Genomic DNA, 16,887 nt, shown 5'->3' with positions numbered 1-16,887 from the left:
TTTTTGCATCCCGTATGAGAAATATTAGTGTAAATAGAGTCAGGACGAAGCGTGAAATGAACGATTTTCTACGGTTTGCAGACAAATTATATGCTAATTGTCCGTATTATGTTCCCGATTTGCGAATGGACATCCGCGAGACGTTCGACCCGCGTAAAAACACGGGACTGGAGTTTTCTGAAATTCAGCCATTCATTGCATACGATGCAGAGGGAAATCCCGTAGGTCGCATAGCCGGTATCATCAATCATCACGCCAATGAGAAGTGGCATACCAAGAATGTCCGGTTTGGGTTTGTTGAGTTTATTGACGACTTGGATGTTTCGGGTGCACTGCTCCACGCGGTGGAAGAGTGGGGCAGAGAACGCGGCATGGACTGCATACAGGGGCCGATGGGAATTTTCGACTTCGATAAGGAGGGCATGTTGGTAGAGGATTTCGACCAGATGGGTTCGATGATTACCATTTATAACTATCCTTACTACCCCAAACACATGGAGACGCTGGGGTATGAAAAAGAAGTAGACTGGGTACAAATCCGGATAGACATCCCCAAAGAGATTCCAGAGAAATATGCCCGCGTGTCAAGTCTGTCGAAAGAACTCTTCGGGCTTAGTGTCAAGAAGCTGACCAATGCCGATGTTTACAAGCGCGGATACGGGAAGAAAGTGTTCGAGCTGATGAATAAGGCATATTCGCCCCTGTTCGGATATACCGAACTGTCGGACAAGCAGATAGAACAGTACGTAAAGCGTTATTTCCCGCTGATAAATAACCAGATGCTGCCTGTCATCGAAAACGATAAGGGCGAGCTGGTAGGTGTGGCGATAACAATGGGCAGTTTGTCGTATGCGTTGCGCAAGTCGGGTGGAAAATTGTTCCCCTTCGGGTGGTATCACCTGCTTCGCGCCCTGAAGTGGAAGCATGAAGACAAGGCAGAACTGCTGCTCATAGCCGTGCGTCCCGATTATCAGGGGCTGGGCGTGAACGCCTTGTTCTTTGCCGACCTGATACCTATTTATAATAAGTATCATTTTACGTGGGCGGAAACCGGGCCGCAGCTGGAAAGCAATGTAAAAGAACTATCGCAATGGAAACCTTTGCATCCCACCTTTACCAAAAGGAGGAGATGTTATAAGAAAAAATTATAAATTTAAGATTAAAGTTATGGAAAGAAGAGTGGTAATAACAGGTATGGGCATTTGGTCTTGTCTGGGAAAAACGCTTGAAGAAGTACGTAACTCGTTGTACACGGGGAAGAGCGGCATCGTTTTCAGTCAGGAGCGTAAAGATGCCGGATTCCGTTCCGCCTTATGTGCCCATGTAGAACATCCCGACCTGAAACCGTTTGTTTCGCGCAATTTCCGTCAGTTTATGCCCGAAGAGGCTCAATATGCTTACATGGCAACTCGCGCGGCACTTGAAAATGCAAAGTTGGATCAGGATTATATTAATACGCATGAAGTGGGTCTGATTTATGGCAATGACTCGGTGGCCGAAGCTACGATGAATGCGCTCGATAAGTTCCGCGAGTTTAAAGACACGGCAGCGTGTGGCAGCGGAGCCATCTTTCAGTCGATGAACTCAACGGTTACGATGAACCTCGCCTGCTTGTTTAAGTTGCGGGGCATCAATCTCACGGCATCTGCCGCCTGCGCATCGGGGTCTCAGTCGATTGGCTTGGGAGCTTTGCTGATACGCAACGGACTGCAAGACTGTGTAGTGTGTGGCGGAGCACAAGAGGCAAACATGTATAGCGTGGCGGCGTTCGACGGAATCCAGTCGTTTTCCGTACGCGAGGATGAACCCGCACGTGCCAGTCGCCCGTTCGACCGCGACCGCGACGGACTCGTGCCCGGCGGAGGTGCGGCGACAGTCATCCTTGAAAGCTATGAACACGCCGTGAAGCGCGGAGCACCCATTTTGGCGGAAATCGTAAGTTGGGGATTCTCAAGCAATGGCGACCATATCTCTACGCCTAACGTGGCAGGGCCTGCCCGTTCGCTGGAGCTGTGCCTGAAAAACGGGGGCGTTTCGCCGGCGGAGATAGGTTACATCAACGCTCATGCCACATCGACCCGCATCGGAGACAGCCGCGAAGCACAGGCGATAGCGCAGGTGTTCGCCGACAACAAGGTGCCGGTAACCTCAACCAAGAGCCAGACCGGACACGAGATGTGGATGGCGGGAGCCAGCGAGATTATCTATTCGATACTGATGATGAAAAACGGGTTCATCGCCGGAAACATCAACTTTGAGAATCCTGACGAGGATACCGCCTGCATCAATATCTTGCCCGAAACGCGCGAAACGCATTTCGACATGTTCTTGTCGAACTCATTCGGATTTGGCGGAACAAATTCAACCCTTATCGTAAAAAACTTATAATTACATCATAAAAAACACATTAGTTATGACACGCGAAGAAATAGTAGAAAAAGTAAATGCTTTATTATCCGAAGAATTTGAAGTAGAAGCAGAGGCTTTCACGCCGGAAGCAAACGTAAAGGAAACGCTTTCGCTGGACAGCCTGAGTTTGGTAGATCTTGTAGCTATCATTCAGCAGACCTACAAAATCAAGATTCCGGTAGCAGACTTGCGTGAAATCAAAACGTTTAACGACCTCTATACTTACATAGAGACTCATTTGCCTGCATGATGGAGATTGTAGATGTAACGAAGCTCGTCCCGCAGCGCGCCCCAATCCTGATGGTCGACAGGCTGACGGATGCAACGGACGATGTGGCTGTAACGGGCTTCGTTGTCAAGGCGGATAACTATTTTCTCGACGATGACGGCCTCTTGGCAGAAGTCGGGTTGATAGAACACATCGCCCAGTCTGCCTCAGCCTTTGCCGGATACAAGGCACTGCTCGCAGGAGCTTCCGAGCCTCCTGTGGGCTATATCGGCGAAATCAAGAAGTTCCATTGTTACCGCCGTCCGGCTCCCGGCGAAGAGCTGAATACCACGATAACGATGGGAGCCGAGGTAGCCGGCGTTACGATAATCAAAGGCGAAACGCGGGTAAAGGGCGAAACGGTGGCAGATACGCAAATGAAGATTTTCATTAAATAAGAATACCGCCATGTTGCTTGAAAACAGCTATTATAAAATCATCGGCCGGAGCGGAGAGGGCTTGGATGCCGTATTCCGCGTGGCGCTTCTTCCCGATTGCGAGGTATATAAAGGACACTTCCCCGGCAATCCGGTAAGCCCCGGCGTTTGTAATATAGAAACCATCAAAGAGTGCGCCATGTTACTTACGGGTAAGCGGTTGGTTATCGATACCATCAGGCAGTGCCGCCTTACGGCAGTGGCATCGCCGTCGGTGTGTCCCGAAGTGGAGGTTACGCTGAGCTGTTCGCCTGTCGGCAAAGGTTTTGCGGTGACGGCAAAGATAGCCGACAACGAGCGGACATACATGGAGTACAAAGGCGAGATGACAGTGATTACGGCATGAAGTATGATGTGATTATCATAGGCAGCGGATTGGGCGGACTGGTGTGTGCTTCGGTTCTGTCTCGTTCGGGGCGAAGCGTTCTTTTACTTGAAAGAGAAACACAGGCGGGCGGATGTATCCAGAGCTATAAACGCCGGGGGATGCGGTTCGATACGGGCTTTCACTATGTGGGAGGACTGGGCGAAGGACAGTCGCTTCATGCGGCGTTCGATTATTTGGGATTGCTCCGCCTTCCGTGGCAGCGCCTTGATGAGGCTTTCGACCGCGTGACCATCGCCGACCGCACGTTTGCTTTCATGCAGGGATACGATGCCTTTGTCGACGCATTGGCTGCCGAATTTCCTGCCGAGCGCAAGGGGCTGGAGCAGTATGCGAGGCTGCTGCGTTACACAAGCGAACATCAGTTTGATGCGTTGAATCCCTCGGCACCCGAATCGTCTGACTTTCCGGATTTGGTGGAGACAAGCGCATACGGATATTTGGAGCGTACGTTCAACGATTCGTTGCTGATAAATGTGCTGAGCGGCACTTCGCTGAAAATGGAACTGCGGCGCGAGTCGTTACCCTTGTTTACATTCGCCCACGGCAACGGCAGTTTTATCGAAAGTAGCTGGAGGCTCAAGGGAGATGGTTCGCTGATAGTCGATTCTTTGCTGAACGACATTCGTTCGCGTGGAGGAGACATCGTTTACAACGCCGAAGTGACCGAGCTGGTGGAGCAGGGTGGAAAACTGAGATGTGCCGTCTGTGCCGATGGCGAACGTTACGAGGGCGATACCTTCATCAGCGATGTGCATCCCGCCGTTACGTGTGGCTGGGTAAAACAAAGCGAACGGATGAAAAAAGTGTATCGCAACCGCATTGCACGCCTCGAAAACACGTTTGGGATGTTTACCGTTTCGCTCGCTCTCAAGCCTCAGTCGGTTCGTTACTTCAACTGCAACCGCTATGTGTACCGCCGTCCCGATGTGTGGACGTTTTATCAGGCAGATGCTCCCGTAAGCGGGATTTTGATAAGTTGCCGTGTGCCGGACGACGGGAGTGAATACACCCGTCAGCTCGACTTGCTGACTCCCATGCCGTGGAGCCGCTGTACGCCGTGGACCGATACCACCGTGGGCAGGCGCGGAGAGGCATACCGTCAGATGAAAGAACAGATGGCAGATGAATGTATGACGCTGGCAGAACGCATTTTGCCGGGACTTTCCCGTCACGTGGAGGCACGCTATACCAGCACACCGCTTACTTATCGCGATTATACGTTCACGCCCGAAGGCTCGGCATACGGGTTGCGTAAAGACTTTAACAGCCCGATGCTGACGATGCTTTCGCCGCGCACCCCTATCCCTAACCTCTTGCTCACTGGACAAAATCTGATGCTCCACGGGTTACATGGCGTAACAATGACCGCCCTGTTTACCTGTGCCGAGGTAATGGGAAAAGAAAAAATTTGGAATATAGTAAATACGAATCAATAATAACAGTAGAAACGAATAACAATGAAATATGCTTTGGTAACGGGAGGCAGTCGCGGCATTGGCCGGGCTGTCTGCGTAAAGCTCGCCCGGATGGGCTACCGTATTCTCGTCAATTATGTGTCAAACGCCGCCGAAGCGGAAAAGACGCTGGAACTGGTGCGTGAGGCAGGGCAGGACGGCGAGTTGTTGAAATTCGACGTAAGCAGCCGTCAGCAAACAGCCGAGGCACTTGCCGCATGGGAGGCGGCTCACCCCGATGAATACGTCGAGGTATTGGTAAACAATGCCGGCATACGTCGCGACAACATCTTGGCGCTGATGCCCGAAGAAGACTGGACGCGCGTGCTCGACATTACGCTGAACGGATTTTATAACGTGACGCAACCGCTGCTGCAACCCATGATGTTCCATAAGTTCGGGCGCATCGTCAACATGGCGAGTGTCAGCGGCATCAAGGGACTTCCCGGACAAACCAACTACTCGGCGGCAAAAGGGGGCATCATAGCGGCTACAAAGGCGCTGGCTCAGGAAGTGGCGCGGAAGAATGTAACCGTCAACGCCGTAGCTCCCGGATTCATCAAAACCGACATGGTGGAAGGACTGGATGAAGCTGCACTGAAAAAGACCATCCCCGCCAACCGTTTCGGAACTCCCGAAGAGGTTGCCGAGCTGGTAGGCTTCCTTGTGTCGCCCGGTGCAAGCTATATCACCGGCGAAGTTATCTCGATAAACGGAGGACTTTATACGTAAGTGCAGGTTTACGTAATGGGATAAGTTCTTACATGCTATGGGTACGGTTGAAGACATCTGCCGCGTGCAGGTAAAGTTTAGCGAGATTGACTCCATGCAGAGGGTTTGGCACGGGTCGTATGTCACTTATTTTGAAGACGGACGAGAGTCTTTTGGCAGGCATTATCCGGGGATAGGCTATGCCGATATGCAGCGTTCGGGAATCTATGCGCCGATTTACGACCTGCATGTGAAATATTACGCACCGCTCGCCCTTAACGACGTGGCAGTGATTCATACGTGCTACGTGTATAAGCCCGGCGCACGGCTGGATTACCACTATAAGGTATATCGCGAGAGTGATGGCACACTGTGTGCCGAGGGAGAAACTACCCAACTGTTCATTGACCCCTGCGGGGAGCTGATGGTAGAGAAGCCCGATTATTATCAAGAGTGGCAGAACAAATATTTGCGCCTGTCTGAAACCGGACGGGAAGAATAAAAACAGAATAAAAATATGCGGAAATATCTTAACAATTTGTTTTTCATTATAGGTCTTGCGGCCGTGGTCGTAATGTTTTTCACATTCGATGTAAGTTTCGTCGAGCTGTGGGGCTATATAACAAGAGCCGGTTACTGGCTGGTTGCCATTTTGGGGCTGTGGGGATTCCTTTATATACTGAATGCGTGTACTTGGAAAGTAATTATCAAGGGAAGCGGAGCGTGTACCATTGATTTCCCGAATTTGCTGAAGTTGACCATATCGGGCTTTGCGCTGAATTATGCCACACCGATAGGTCTGCTGGGCGGCGAGCCTTATAAAATCATGGAAATGACGAAATACATCGGTGTGAGGCGAGCCACTTCGTCGGTGGTTCTTTTTGCCATGATGCACATCTTCAGTCATTTCTGGTTTTGGGTGACGGGAGTTGTTACCTATCTTATTCTTGTGGCAATAGGCGATTTGCCGTTCAACGTAGGCATCGGCATCATCTTGGGGCTGATTCTGCTGTTTTGCTGGGGAGGTATTTACCTGTTTGTAAAGGGATATAAAAACGGGATGGCGGTTAAGTTCATCCGTTTCCTCGGCAAACTTCCGGGACTCAGAAAGTGGGGGAAACGCTTTTTAGAGAATCATCTGGACGACTTGAAGAAAATCGATGAACAGATATCCGAATTACAGGGACAGAACAAACGCTCCTTTTTCGGCAGTTTCTTCTTGGAGTACGTGGGGCGTCTGTTACAGAGCTTCGAAATATTCTTCATGCTGCTGCTTTTCAACATCAACGGCGGGGGCGGATGGGAAGGCTACGTGCTGACGTTCCTTCATTCGTTCCTGATACTGGCGTTCACCTCTCTGTTTGCCAACCTGCTGGGCTTTCTTCCCTTGCAGTTGGGCGGACGCGAAGGCGGGTTTGCCATGTCGGTGGCTCAGATGGGGATGACGGGCGATGTGGGGATGTTTGTCAGCATCATTTGCCGCGTGCGCGAACTGTTCTGGACCTCGATCGGGTTGTTGCTCATGAAGATAGGCAAAAAATCGGACGACTGAATAAAAACATACTACTGCAATGACTAAAGAAGACGTTAAATCAACTTACAAATCGAACGATACGGAAGAATGGCTCGATACCGTGTGGACCCGTCCTATCGGTTACCGTTGGGCGCTTTTCTTTCAGCGTTTCAATATCCACCCCAATACGGTTACCATCCTTTCGATGATAATCGGTGCCGGCTCGTCGTGGTTTTTCGCACACGGTTCGTACCGCACGGAGGGAATGGACGGATTGCTGTATAACCTGATTGCGATGTTACTTTTGGCGTGGGCTAATTTTTACGACAGCGCCGACGGACAACTGGCGCGTATGACGGGAAAGAAAACCCGTCTCGGACGTATTCTCGACGGGGCGGCAAGCGAGGTATGGTTCATACCTATTTATCTGTCGCTGGTTTACCGTTTTTACGTCCATCACGACTGGGAGTTCCGGATGCTCGGCATTGAGAATACCGGACAGAACACATGGATTGCCGTGTCGGTATTTCTTGCCGTGGTGCTGTATTCCGGTTTCGGATGCCACAGCCGCCAGTGCGGTATAGCCGATTACTACCGTCAGATTCACCTGTTCTTCCTGAAAGGAGAGGCAGGCAGCGAACTCGATAACTCGGTTCAGCAGCAGAAATTGTACGATGAAACCCCGTGGAAAGGCAACTTCCTTTGGAAAGCATTCCTGAAGACGTATGTGAATTACACCCGTACGCAGGAAAAGCAGACCCCTGAATTTCAGCGTCTGATGAAAAAGCTGCGCGAGCGGTACGGCGAAACCGGACATATCCCTCAGGAATTCCGCGACCGTTTCCGGGCATTGTCATTGCCCATGATGAAGTGGACAAACATCCTTACCTTTAATACGCGGGCTATCGTACTTTACGCAACGTGTCTTGCCGATGTGCCGTGGCTTTACTTCTTCTTCGAAGTGGTTATCATGACGGCAATCTGCCGGTATATGCGCGCACGTCACGAAAGGTTCTGTAAAGAGCTGTGCAGTCAGTTATAGGATTTTAGGATTGAAACAAACATAAAGGAGTTGATATGCGAAAAAAGATTGTCTTAGGGTGCGTTCTTTTGCTCGTGTGCCTGCTGGCAGACGCTCAGAAGATTGTGATAAAGGGAGTGGTAACCGACTCGATAAGCGGAGAGGCATTGCCTTATGCTTCGTTGATGCTGAAGGGAACTACTATCGGAACAATCACGGATGCCGATGGCAGGTTTTCGCTGTCAACTTCTTCGGCGGTACGGGTGCTGGAGGTTTCGTATCTGGGGTATGACGTCAAGACAGTCGACATCTCGTCGGGCAAAACCACGAACCTCAAGATACGCTTGGCGCCCACGGGAATTACGTTGAACGAAATCGTGGTGGAACCGGGGCGGGAGAGATACCGCCGGAAAGATAATCCTGCCGTCCGCTTCGTGAGAGAGGTCATTGCCCGGCGCGACGGGAGCGACCCCCGTAATCATGACTATTTCCGTTACGACCAGTATGAGAAAGTGGTATTTGCGATGAACGATTATACGCCGAAAAAGAAGAAAAACGGACAGCCCGGCAAATTCGATTTCTTGGCAGATTTCATCGACACTCTCGAAGTCGGCACAACGATTCTCCCCGTATCTGAAAGAGAGAAAATAGAAACCGTTTATTACCGCAAACACCCCAAGTCGGAAAAACGTGTGGTGAAAGCAAGCAAATCGGCAGGAGTGGATGAAATCTTCTCGCGCGACGGTATCCAGCAGTTTCTCGATGAGGCATTCCAAGAAGTAGACATCTTTCAGAACAACATACCGCTGTTTCTGCAACGTTTTGTCAGTCCGTTGTCTACCATCGGTCCGGCTTTTTATAAATACTACCTGCTCGATACGTTACAGGTCGATAACAAACCGTGTGTCGATTTGGGTTTCGTACCCTTCAATTCGGAGTCGTTCGGATTTACGGGACATCTCTTTGTTGCGCTCGATTCCACGTACTTCGTCAAGCGTGCCATTCTGAATGTGGCGAAAGACATTAACCTGAATTTCGTGTCGCAGATGACCATCGAACAAACGTTTGAACGCGAGCCCGACAGTACGCGCATCATTACGAAAGACGATATACGGGTAAACTTCAAGCTGAGCGAAAAATCGAAGGGCATGTACGCACAGCGGCTGAATGTGTACAGCAATCACTCGTTCGAGCAGCCGTTGGGCGAGCAGGCGGGGGTGTTCGAGCAGAGTGCCCCGGTCATTACGCTGAAAGACGCATACCGGCAACCCGACGAGTTCTGGGTAGCCAACCGTCCGGAGAGCGGGAAGAAAAGAAATTCCAATTCGGTAGAAGCCCTGATGGTAAAGCTGCGTTCCGTGCCGGTATTCTATATCACCGAGAAAGTGGTAACAACCCTTGTGTCGGGCTACATTCCCACCAATAAAGACCCCCGGAAAAACAAGTTCGACTTAGGACCGATGAACAGTACCATTAACGGTAACGCCATCGAAGGCGCACGTTTCCGCGTGGGCGGAGGAACCACTCCTGTATTCAATCCTCACTGGTTTTTCGACGGCTACGTGGCATACGGAACGAAAGACAAGAAGATGAAATACGACGCGCTGGTGGAATACTCGTTTAACCGCCGCAAAGATTATCGTCTGGAGTTTCCACGGCACGCCCTGCGCATGGAGTACATGTACGACATTAATAAGTTGGGACAAAATTACATGTACACCAGCAAAGATAACGTGATGCTTGCCATCAAGCGGCAGAAAGACACGCGCGCCACTTACTTGCGCAAGGCGGAGCTGGAATACACGCGCGAACATTATAATGGAATATCCTACGGTGCCATTGTGCGCAACCGCCGCGAGTATGCTACCGAGTATGCTGCGTTCGACCGTATCAACAGCGACGGCTCTACCACCCCGGTCAAGAATTACGACATGACCGAACTTGAACTGAATTTCCGGTACGGAAAAAATGAAAAATTTTATCAGACACGTACCCAGCGCATTCCGATAACCTACGATGCGCTTATCTTTAACCTCAGTCATCTGATGGCGAAGAAAGGGCTGTTAGGCTCGTCGTACACGTATCACCGCACGGACATCGGCATCCAGAAACGTTTCTGGTTCTCGGCTTTCGGTTACGCCGACCTGATTACGAAGGCAGGAAAGGTGTGGAGCAAAGTGCCGTATCCGTTGCTGATTCTGCCGAACGCCAATATTACCTACACCATCCAGCCCGAAGCGTATACAAACATGAATGCCATCGAGTTTATCAACGACGAATACATTTCGTGGGACTTGACTTATTACATGAACGGAAACCTGTTCAACCGTCTGCCGCTCATCAAGAAACTGAAATGGAGGGAAGTGTTCTGTTTCCGCGGACTGTGGGGACACCTGACCGACAAAAACAATCCGGCGGTAAACGGTGAGGGGCTGTACGCTTTTCCGGCAGGTTCTTACACGATGGGGAAAGCCCCTTACATGGAAGTGAGTGTGGGCATTGAAAACATTTTCAAGTTTCTGCGCCTTGACTACGTGTGGCGTTTGAATTACCGCAACCATCCCGGCATCCAGACGAAAGGCGTGCGCTGTACGATGCACCTGTCTTTCTGATACGTGCTTTGAAAATCAAAGTGTTATATTCCTTGAAAACGCAAGCCGATAAGCATCATGGTTTATCGGCTTGCGTTGTCTGCTTCTTCGGCTAAGAACGGGCGGCCTGTCCGCATGGGTTTATTCGTCGAGAAATCCCTGCTGAATCAACACCCGTTTCAGTCCCGCCGACATGTAATCGTTATCCGATTTCTTATAACGGATATTTGTAAAGATTTGTGCCAATGTCTCCGTGTGATTGATTTCCACAAAATGCTTGTTTTCGGGAAGCGACTCTTTGTACGCATAAATATCGTCAATCATTTCGGGCGAATAATCGTGATACCGTTCCTCGTGGACGATTCCCCGCAACGGAAGACGGTCGGGCTGTTCGGGATGCTCATCGGGATAACCCACTGTGATGGTAGCAACGGGGATAACCTGTTCCGGCAGTCCGAGTATCTCGATTATCTGGTCGGGGTTATAGATGGTAGTGCCGAGAAAACAAATCCCCAGCCCGTTTTCTTCTGCCAGCGTACAGAAGTTCTGGGTAACCAACAACGCATCGGTAGCCGCGTTAAGAAACGAAATGAAGTTGTTATACCCCGGTTCCGCCTTGCGCTGGCGGCACCATTTGCTGAAGCGGTTGAAATCGGCGCAAAACGTCAGTACCACCGGTGCCGACGTAACCATCGGCTGGTTGAAATGAGCCGGAGCCAGCTTTGCTTTCATTTCGGCATCGCGCGTAACCACCACGCTGTAAAGTTGCATATTCCCCATTGTAGAAGCCCGGAACGACTCTTCCAGCAGTTCGTTCAGCAAGTCGGCAGAGATGTCCTGTTGCTTGTACTTGCGTATAGTTCTTCTGTTCTTGATTGATTCCATGATGTTTATCTGTTTTGGTGTTACAAAGATATTATTTTCTTTTTAATTTTGGCAGAAAAGCATTATATTGTTCGCGGGCGTTTTTATTATGATATTGTCCGTTTTGGAAAACTTTTTAAATCGACAAATTTTTTAAATCATTGTTTATCAGGAGTTTGTGTTTTTATTTTGGAAAACTTGATAAGTTCTTTCGCATTCTTTTGCATATAAAAAAAAACATTTTTAGCTTTGCAGACGTTTTTTGAAAAGAAAAACATTTTCATTATATATATCAATCGTGGAAAAGAAAACTTATAGTTACAATGAAGCGTTTGAGGCTTCGTTACAGTATTTCAAAGGAGATGAGTTGGCGGCGCGCGTTTGGGTTAATAAATACGCCGTCAAAGACTCGTTTGGAAACATCTATGAAAAGTCTCCGGAGGACATGCACTGGCGTCTTGCCAATGAAGTAGCCCGCATCGAAGCGAAGTATCCTAATGCGCTCAGCGCACAGGAATTGTTTAATCTGTTCGACCGGTTTAAGTATATTGTCCCGCAGGGCAGTCCGATGACCGGAATCGGGAATGATTTTCAGGTGGCATCTCTTTCCAACTGTTTCGTTATCGGGTTGGATGGTCAGGCAGATTCTTATGGCGCGATTATCCGCATCGACGAAGAACAGGTACAGTTGATGAAGCGCCGTGGAGGAGTGGGACACGACCTTTCACACATTCGTCCGAAAGGTTCTCCGGTAAAAAACTCGGCGTTGACTTCTACGGGGTTGGTACCGTTTATGGAGCGTTATTCAAACTCTACGCGCGAGGTGGCGCAAGACGGACGCCGGGGGGCGTTGATGCTTACGGTATCTATCAAACATCCCGATTCGGAGTCGTTTATCGACGCTAAGATGACTGAAGGAAAAGTGACGGGAGCCAATGTCTCGGTAAAGTTGGACGATGCGTTCATGCAAGCGGCAGTAGAAGGCCACCCGTATACGCAGCAGTTTCCTATCGACTCTGCCAACCCGACATTTACGAAAGAAATCAATGCTTCTGAACTATGGAAGAAAATCGTACATAACGCATGGAAGTCGGCAGAACCGGGCGTATTGTTCTGGGACACCATCATCCGTGAGTCTGTGCCCGATTGTTATGCCGATTTAGGTTTCCGCACCGTATCTACCAACCCGTGTGGCGAAATCCCCTTGTGTCCGTACGACTCTTGCCGCCTGCTGGCTATTAACCTGTATTCGTATGTAGTCAATCCGTTTACTCCGGAAGCCTATTTCGATTTCGACCTGTTTAAGAAACATGTGGCGCTGGCTCAGCGTATCATGGACGACATCATCGACCTTGAGCTGGAAAAGATAGACCGCATCATGGAGAAAATCGACTCCGACCCTGAAAGCGAAGAAGTGAAAGGTGCCGAACGCCACTTGTGGGAGAAGATTTACCGCAAGTCGGGCATGGGACGCCGTACCGGAGTGGGTATCACTGCCGAAGGAGACATGCTGGCTGCGATGGGACTGCGCTACGGAACGGAAGAAGCTACCGAATTTTCTGAAAAAGTACATAAAACCATTGCGCTGGAGGCATACCGCTCGTCGGTCAACATGGCGAAAGAGCGTGGTGCGTTTGAAATCTACGATGCCGAACGCGAAAAGAACAATCCGTTTGTAAACCGTATCAAAGAAGCCGACCCCGAACTGTACGAGGAAATGGCGAAGTACGGCCGTCGTAACATCGCGTGTCTGACGATTGCGCCCACGGGTACTACCAGTCTGATGACACAAACCACATCGGGTATCGAACCGGTGTTCATGCCCGTGTACAAGCGTCGTCGCAAGGTAAACCCGAACGATACCAACGTGCACGTAGACTTTGTAGACGAAACGGGCGACGCTTTTGAAGAATACATCGTGTTCCACCACAAGTTCCTGAAGTGGATGGAAGTAAACGGTTACGACCCGAACAAGCGTTATACGCAGGAAGAAATAGATGAACTGGTGGCTAAATCGCCTTACTATAAAGCTACTTCGAACGATGTAGACTGGTTGATGAAAGTGAAGATGCAGGGACGTATCCAGAAGTGGGTAGACCATTCAATCAGTGTTACCATCAACCTGCCGAACAATGTAGACGAAGAGTTGGTAAACCACTTGTATGTAGAAGCATGGCGTTCGGGCTGTAAAGGATGTACGGTATATCGTGACGGTTCTCGTGCGGGCGTATTGCTCTCTACCAAAAAGAAAGACGAGAAGAAGGAAGAAGAATGTCACTGCAAGCCGCCTCAGATAGTAGAGGTTCGCCCGAAGGTGTTGGAGGCAGACGTGGTTCGTTTCCAGAACAACAAAGAAAAGTGGGTGGCATTTGTAGGTTTGCTCGACGGACATCCGTACGAAATATTTACCGGTCTGCAGGACGATGATGACGGTATCATCCTGCCGAAGTCGGTAACCACGGGACGTATCATCAAGAACTACGATGAAAACGGTAACAAGCATTATGATTTCCAGTTCGAGAACAAGCGCGGCTATAAGATGACCATCGAAGGGCTGTCGGAAAAGTTCAACAAAGAGTATTGGAACTATGCGAAGCTGATTTCGGGCGTGTTGCGCTGGCGTATGCCTATCGAGCAGGTTATCAAGTTGGTCGACTCACTCCAGTTGGATAGCGAAAGCATCAACACTTGGAAGAACGGAGTGGCACGCGCGCTGAAGAAATACGTTCAGGACGGAACAGAAGCCAAAGGCGTGAAATGCCCCAACTGCGGACACGAAACGCTGGTTTACCAAGAAGGATGCCTGATTTGTAAAACCTGCGGTTCTTCACGCTGCGGATAATCCCGATAAATAATAATAGTTTAATCATATCGTTTTGTCATTCTGAACGTGGTAGATACCTGTGTCAAGGTTTTCAGTCAGCGTTTGGGATGACAAAACTTTTTAGTAGTAATTATGAAAAGTTCTTCGATGTATATCCGTATCAACGGACTGAAACTGTTTGCTTATCACGGCGTGTTGCCTCAAGAAAACAAGGTGGGGGCGGAATATACCATCGATCTCCGCCTCCGTACCGACTTCGCTCGTGCTGCCGAGAATGACGAGCTGGAGGGTACGGTAAGTTACGCCGAGGTTTACCGGAGCGTGAAAGATGAAATGCAAATTCCCTCTCGCCTGTTGGAGCATGTGATTTACCGCATTGCACGGCGTTTGTTCGATGATTTTTCGGCATTGACCGAGGTAAACATTTGCCTTTACAAACAGAACCCGCCGATGGGAGCCGATTGCAGCCAAGTAGGTGTGGAGGCTACTTATACTCGCTGAGCCAGCCGGACATTCGGAAATAGAACCATTATTCAATAAATAAAATGGAACAACTGATAAAGAAGAGTCCCCGTATCGAGGTGGTAGATGCCCTGCGCGGGTTTGCTGTAATGGCAATAATCTTGGTTCATAATCTGGAACACTTTATTTTTCCGGTATATCCTGCCGATTCGCCCGCGTGGTTGAATATTTTGGATCAGGGAGTATTCAACGGCGTATTCAGCCTGTTTGCCGGAAAAGCCTATGCTATTTTTGCTTTGCTTTTTGGTTTTACATTTTATATACAGACCAATAACCAGAGGAAGCAAGGGAAAGATTTCGGGTATCGCTTTTTGTGGCGACTGGTTTTGTTGGCAGGGTTCGCCACGCTGAATGCCGCGTTTTTCCCGGCGGGCGATGTGCTTTTGCTGTTTGTGGTAGTGGGCTTGGTATTGTTTTTCACCCGCAACTGGAGCGACAAGGCGCTGCTGGTTACTTCTGTGCTTTTCTTATTACAGCCCGTGGAATGGTATCACTACATTGCCGGTCTGATAAACCCTGCACACCATCTGCCCGACCTGAAAGTAGGCGAGATGTATACCGAAGTGGCAGAATACACCAAAGCCGGAAACTTCGGCGATTTCATCTTGGGTAACATCACCCTCGGACAAAAAGCCAGTCTGCTGTGGGCGGTCAATGCCGGACGATTCTTCCAGACGGCCGGACTTTTCCTCTTGGGATTTTATATCGGCAGAAAGCAGTTGTTTGTTTCTACCGAACGGAACCTGCGCCTGTGGGTAAATATCTTGATAGTTTCGGCAGTGGCATTTGCTCCGCTGTATACCCTGAAAGAGCTGATTATGAAAAGCGATACACTCATCCAGCAAACGGCAGGTACGGCTTTCGACATATGGCAGAAGCTGGCATTCACGCTGGTTTTGGTGGCATCGTTTGTGATACTCTACCAAAACAAGAAGTTCAGCAGCAAGGTAAGCAACCTGCGCTTTTACGGAAAAATGAGTCTTACGAACTACATCACACAGTCTATTATAGGTTCTCTTATCTATTTTCCCTTCGGACTATACCTTGCGCCTTACTGCGGATATACGGTAAGCCTTTTGGTAGGAATCTGCACCTTCCTGCTGCAAGTTTGGTTTTGTAAATGGTGGTTGGGAAAACACAAGCAAGGCCCGCTGGAACATATCTGGCACAAATGGACTTGGATGGGTACGAACAAATAACAAAAAAACATCACTCAATGAAGAAACTTGTAATATTCGATTTAGACGGAACGCTGCTCAATACGATAGCCGACTTGGCAGCGGCAACGAATCACGCACTGGCACATTTCGGTTATCCGACACACGAAACCGATGCCTACCGATTTTTTGTGGGAAACGGTATCAACAAGCTCTTCGAGCGTGCTCTGCCGGCAAATGCCCGTACGCAAGACAACGTTCTGAAAATCCGTTCCGAGTTTATCCCTTATTATAACGAACATAACGCCGATTTAAGCCGTCCCTATCCGGGAATCACGGAAGTGCTGTCAGCTTTGCAGGAGCGCGGAATCCAAGTGGCAGTGGCATCGAACAAGTATCAGGATGCCACCCGCAAGCTCATTCTGCAATTCTTTCCGGAGATTGATTTCGTGGGAATCTACGGTCAGCGCGAAGGGATTCCCGCCAAGCCCGACCCGCATGTGGTGTTCGAGATTATGGAAAAAGCCGGAGTAGGGAAGCCGGATACGGTTTACGTGGGCGACTCTTGCGTAGATATGGAAACCGGGAAAAACGCAGGTGTTACCACGGTGGGCGTGAGCTGGGGATTCCGTCCGCGCGCGGAGCTGGAAGCATATTCGCCCGATTTCATTGCAGACCACAGCCAAGACATTCTGCGGTTTCTATTTCCGGAATAAGCAAACCCGTGA

16 protein-coding genes are annotated in these 16,887 nt (G+C 49.6%); 15 read left to right on the top strand and 1 reads right to left on the bottom strand.

Annotation, left to right across the window (positions count from 1 at the left end):
* Positions 1-14 precede the first annotated feature (14 nt).
* From H9626_RS03305 to H9626_RS03255, 11 genes are read left to right on the top strand one after another with little or no spacing between them, the layout of a single operon-like run.
* Positions 15-1,151, top strand: coding sequence for a GNAT family protein (locus H9626_RS03305; protein WP_191709557.1), 1,137 nt, complete (start codon positions 15-17; stop codon positions 1,149-1,151).
* Positions 1,152-1,167: 16 nt separating this feature from the next.
* Positions 1,168-2,388: a beta-ketoacyl-[acyl-carrier-protein] synthase family protein gene (locus H9626_RS03300; protein ID WP_178256302.1), complete on the top strand. Its 1,221-nt coding sequence runs from the start codon at positions 1,168-1,170 to the stop codon at positions 2,386-2,388.
* A 25-nt stretch (positions 2,389-2,413) separates the two neighbouring features.
* The gene (locus H9626_RS03295; protein WP_178256301.1) at positions 2,414-2,659 is read left to right on the top strand and encodes an acyl carrier protein; all 246 of its coding nucleotides are present in this window, start codon (positions 2,414-2,416) and stop codon (positions 2,657-2,659) included.
* Positions 2,656-3,075 (top strand): hotdog family protein, encoded by a 420-nt coding sequence (locus H9626_RS03290; RefSeq protein WP_225230866.1) that lies wholly within the window; start codon positions 2,656-2,658, stop codon positions 3,073-3,075. The genes H9626_RS03295 and H9626_RS03290 overlap by 4 nt, the downstream gene beginning before the upstream one ends.
* A 10-nt stretch (positions 3,076-3,085) precedes the next feature.
* On the top strand, positions 3,086-3,460 hold the full coding sequence (locus H9626_RS03285; protein WP_178256300.1) for an ApeI family dehydratase: 375 nt from the start codon (positions 3,086-3,088) through the stop codon (positions 3,458-3,460).
* Positions 3,457-4,938: a phytoene desaturase family protein gene (locus H9626_RS03280; protein WP_191709556.1), complete on the top strand. Its 1,482-nt coding sequence runs from the start codon at positions 3,457-3,459 to the stop codon at positions 4,936-4,938. The genes H9626_RS03285 and H9626_RS03280 overlap by 4 nt, the downstream gene beginning before the upstream one ends.
* Before the next feature lie 21 nt (positions 4,939-4,959).
* The gene (gene flxB / locus H9626_RS03275) at positions 4,960-5,688 is read left to right on the top strand and encodes a flexirubin biosynthesis SDR family reductase FlxB (RefSeq protein WP_191709555.1); all 729 of its coding nucleotides are present in this window, start codon (positions 4,960-4,962) and stop codon (positions 5,686-5,688) included.
* A 37-nt stretch (positions 5,689-5,725) separates the two neighbouring features.
* A complete protein-coding gene (locus H9626_RS03270) occupies positions 5,726-6,169 on the top strand; it encodes an acyl-CoA thioesterase (RefSeq protein ID WP_178256297.1) in 444 nt (147 codons plus the stop codon).
* A 15-nt stretch (positions 6,170-6,184) separates the two neighbouring features.
* Positions 6,185-7,219 carry a lysylphosphatidylglycerol synthase transmembrane domain-containing protein gene (locus H9626_RS03265; RefSeq protein ID WP_178256296.1) on the top strand — a complete coding sequence of 345 codons (1,035 nt, stop codon included), beginning with the start codon at positions 6,185-6,187 and terminating at the stop codon, positions 7,217-7,219.
* A gap of 19 nt (positions 7,220-7,238) precedes the next feature.
* Positions 7,239-8,222: a CDP-alcohol phosphatidyltransferase family protein gene (locus tag H9626_RS03260; protein ID WP_178256295.1), complete on the top strand. Its 984-nt coding sequence runs from the start codon at positions 7,239-7,241 to the stop codon at positions 8,220-8,222.
* A 35-nt stretch (positions 8,223-8,257) separates the two neighbouring features.
* Positions 8,258-10,813 (top strand): DUF5686 and carboxypeptidase-like regulatory domain-containing protein, encoded by a 2,556-nt coding sequence (locus tag H9626_RS03255; protein ID WP_191709554.1) that lies wholly within the window; start codon positions 8,258-8,260, stop codon positions 10,811-10,813.
* 120 nt (positions 10,814-10,933) lie between these two features.
* Here the strand turns inward: H9626_RS03255 and H9626_RS03250 are convergent, their stop codons facing one another.
* Positions 10,934-11,677, bottom strand: coding sequence for an NADPH-dependent oxidoreductase (locus tag H9626_RS03250; RefSeq protein ID WP_178256293.1), 744 nt, complete (start codon positions 11,675-11,677; stop codon positions 10,934-10,936).
* A 277-nt stretch (positions 11,678-11,954) separates the two neighbouring features.
* Here H9626_RS03250 and H9626_RS03245 point away from each other — a divergent pair, with 277 nt between their 5' ends.
* The 4 genes from H9626_RS03245 to H9626_RS03230 all read left to right on the top strand — a co-directional run bounded on the left by H9626_RS03245 (position 11,955) and on the right by H9626_RS03230 (position 16,875).
* Positions 11,955-14,498 carry an adenosylcobalamin-dependent ribonucleoside-diphosphate reductase gene (locus H9626_RS03245; protein ID WP_178256292.1) on the top strand — a complete coding sequence of 848 codons (2,544 nt, stop codon included), beginning with the start codon at positions 11,955-11,957 and terminating at the stop codon, positions 14,496-14,498.
* A gap of 114 nt (positions 14,499-14,612) precedes the next feature.
* The gene (gene folB / locus H9626_RS03240) at positions 14,613-14,981 is read left to right on the top strand and encodes a dihydroneopterin aldolase (protein WP_178256291.1); all 369 of its coding nucleotides are present in this window, start codon (positions 14,613-14,615) and stop codon (positions 14,979-14,981) included.
* Between the two features lie 44 nt (positions 14,982-15,025).
* The gene (locus tag H9626_RS03235) at positions 15,026-16,201 is read left to right on the top strand and encodes a DUF418 domain-containing protein (RefSeq protein WP_191709553.1); all 1,176 of its coding nucleotides are present in this window, start codon (positions 15,026-15,028) and stop codon (positions 16,199-16,201) included.
* Positions 16,202-16,218: 17 nt separating this feature from the next.
* Positions 16,219-16,875 carry an HAD family hydrolase gene (locus H9626_RS03230; RefSeq protein WP_191709552.1) on the top strand — a complete coding sequence of 219 codons (657 nt, stop codon included), beginning with the start codon at positions 16,219-16,221 and terminating at the stop codon, positions 16,873-16,875.
* Positions 16,876-16,887: the final 12 nt, after the last annotated feature.

Source organism: Phocaeicola faecium (genome assembly GCF_014837055.1).
Classification (GTDB): Bacteria; Bacteroidota; Bacteroidia; order Bacteroidales; family Bacteroidaceae; genus Phocaeicola; species Phocaeicola gallinarum.
Note: the sequence above shows the minus strand (reverse complement) of the source record. Positions and strands in the feature narration are given on the sequence as shown.

What these genes read in the sequence shown, in the direction of transcription:
- H9626_RS03260 (WP_178256295.1), top strand. Translation starts at nt 7,239, where the DNA reads ATGACTAAAGAAGACGTTAAATCAACTTACAAATCGAACGATACGGAA.
- H9626_RS03250 (WP_178256293.1), bottom strand. Translation starts at nt 11,677, where the DNA reads ATGGAATCAATCAAGAACAGAAGAACTATACGCAAGTACAAGCAACAG.
- H9626_RS03285 (WP_178256300.1), top strand. Translation starts at nt 3,086, where the DNA reads ATGTTGCTTGAAAACAGCTATTATAAAATCATCGGCCGGAGCGGAGAG.
- H9626_RS03295 (WP_178256301.1), top strand. Translation starts at nt 2,414, where the DNA reads ATGACACGCGAAGAAATAGTAGAAAAAGTAAATGCTTTATTATCCGAA.
- flxB (WP_191709555.1), top strand. Translation starts at nt 4,960, where the DNA reads ATGAAATATGCTTTGGTAACGGGAGGCAGTCGCGGCATTGGCCGGGCT.
- H9626_RS03235 (WP_191709553.1), top strand. Translation starts at nt 15,026, where the DNA reads ATGGAACAACTGATAAAGAAGAGTCCCCGTATCGAGGTGGTAGATGCC.
- H9626_RS03255 (WP_191709554.1), top strand. Translation starts at nt 8,258, where the DNA reads ATGCGAAAAAAGATTGTCTTAGGGTGCGTTCTTTTGCTCGTGTGCCTG.
- H9626_RS03290 (WP_225230866.1), top strand. Translation starts at nt 2,656, where the DNA reads ATGATGGAGATTGTAGATGTAACGAAGCTCGTCCCGCAGCGCGCCCCA.
- H9626_RS03280 (WP_191709556.1), top strand. Translation starts at nt 3,457, where the DNA reads ATGAAGTATGATGTGATTATCATAGGCAGCGGATTGGGCGGACTGGTG.
- H9626_RS03305 (WP_191709557.1), top strand. Translation starts at nt 15, where the DNA reads ATGAGAAATATTAGTGTAAATAGAGTCAGGACGAAGCGTGAAATGAAC.
- H9626_RS03265 (WP_178256296.1), top strand. Translation starts at nt 6,185, where the DNA reads ATGCGGAAATATCTTAACAATTTGTTTTTCATTATAGGTCTTGCGGCC.
- folB (WP_178256291.1), top strand. Translation starts at nt 14,613, where the DNA reads ATGAAAAGTTCTTCGATGTATATCCGTATCAACGGACTGAAACTGTTT.
- H9626_RS03230 (WP_191709552.1), top strand. Translation starts at nt 16,219, where the DNA reads ATGAAGAAACTTGTAATATTCGATTTAGACGGAACGCTGCTCAATACG.
- H9626_RS03270 (WP_178256297.1), top strand. Translation starts at nt 5,726, where the DNA reads ATGGGTACGGTTGAAGACATCTGCCGCGTGCAGGTAAAGTTTAGCGAG.
- H9626_RS03300 (WP_178256302.1), top strand. Translation starts at nt 1,168, where the DNA reads ATGGAAAGAAGAGTGGTAATAACAGGTATGGGCATTTGGTCTTGTCTG.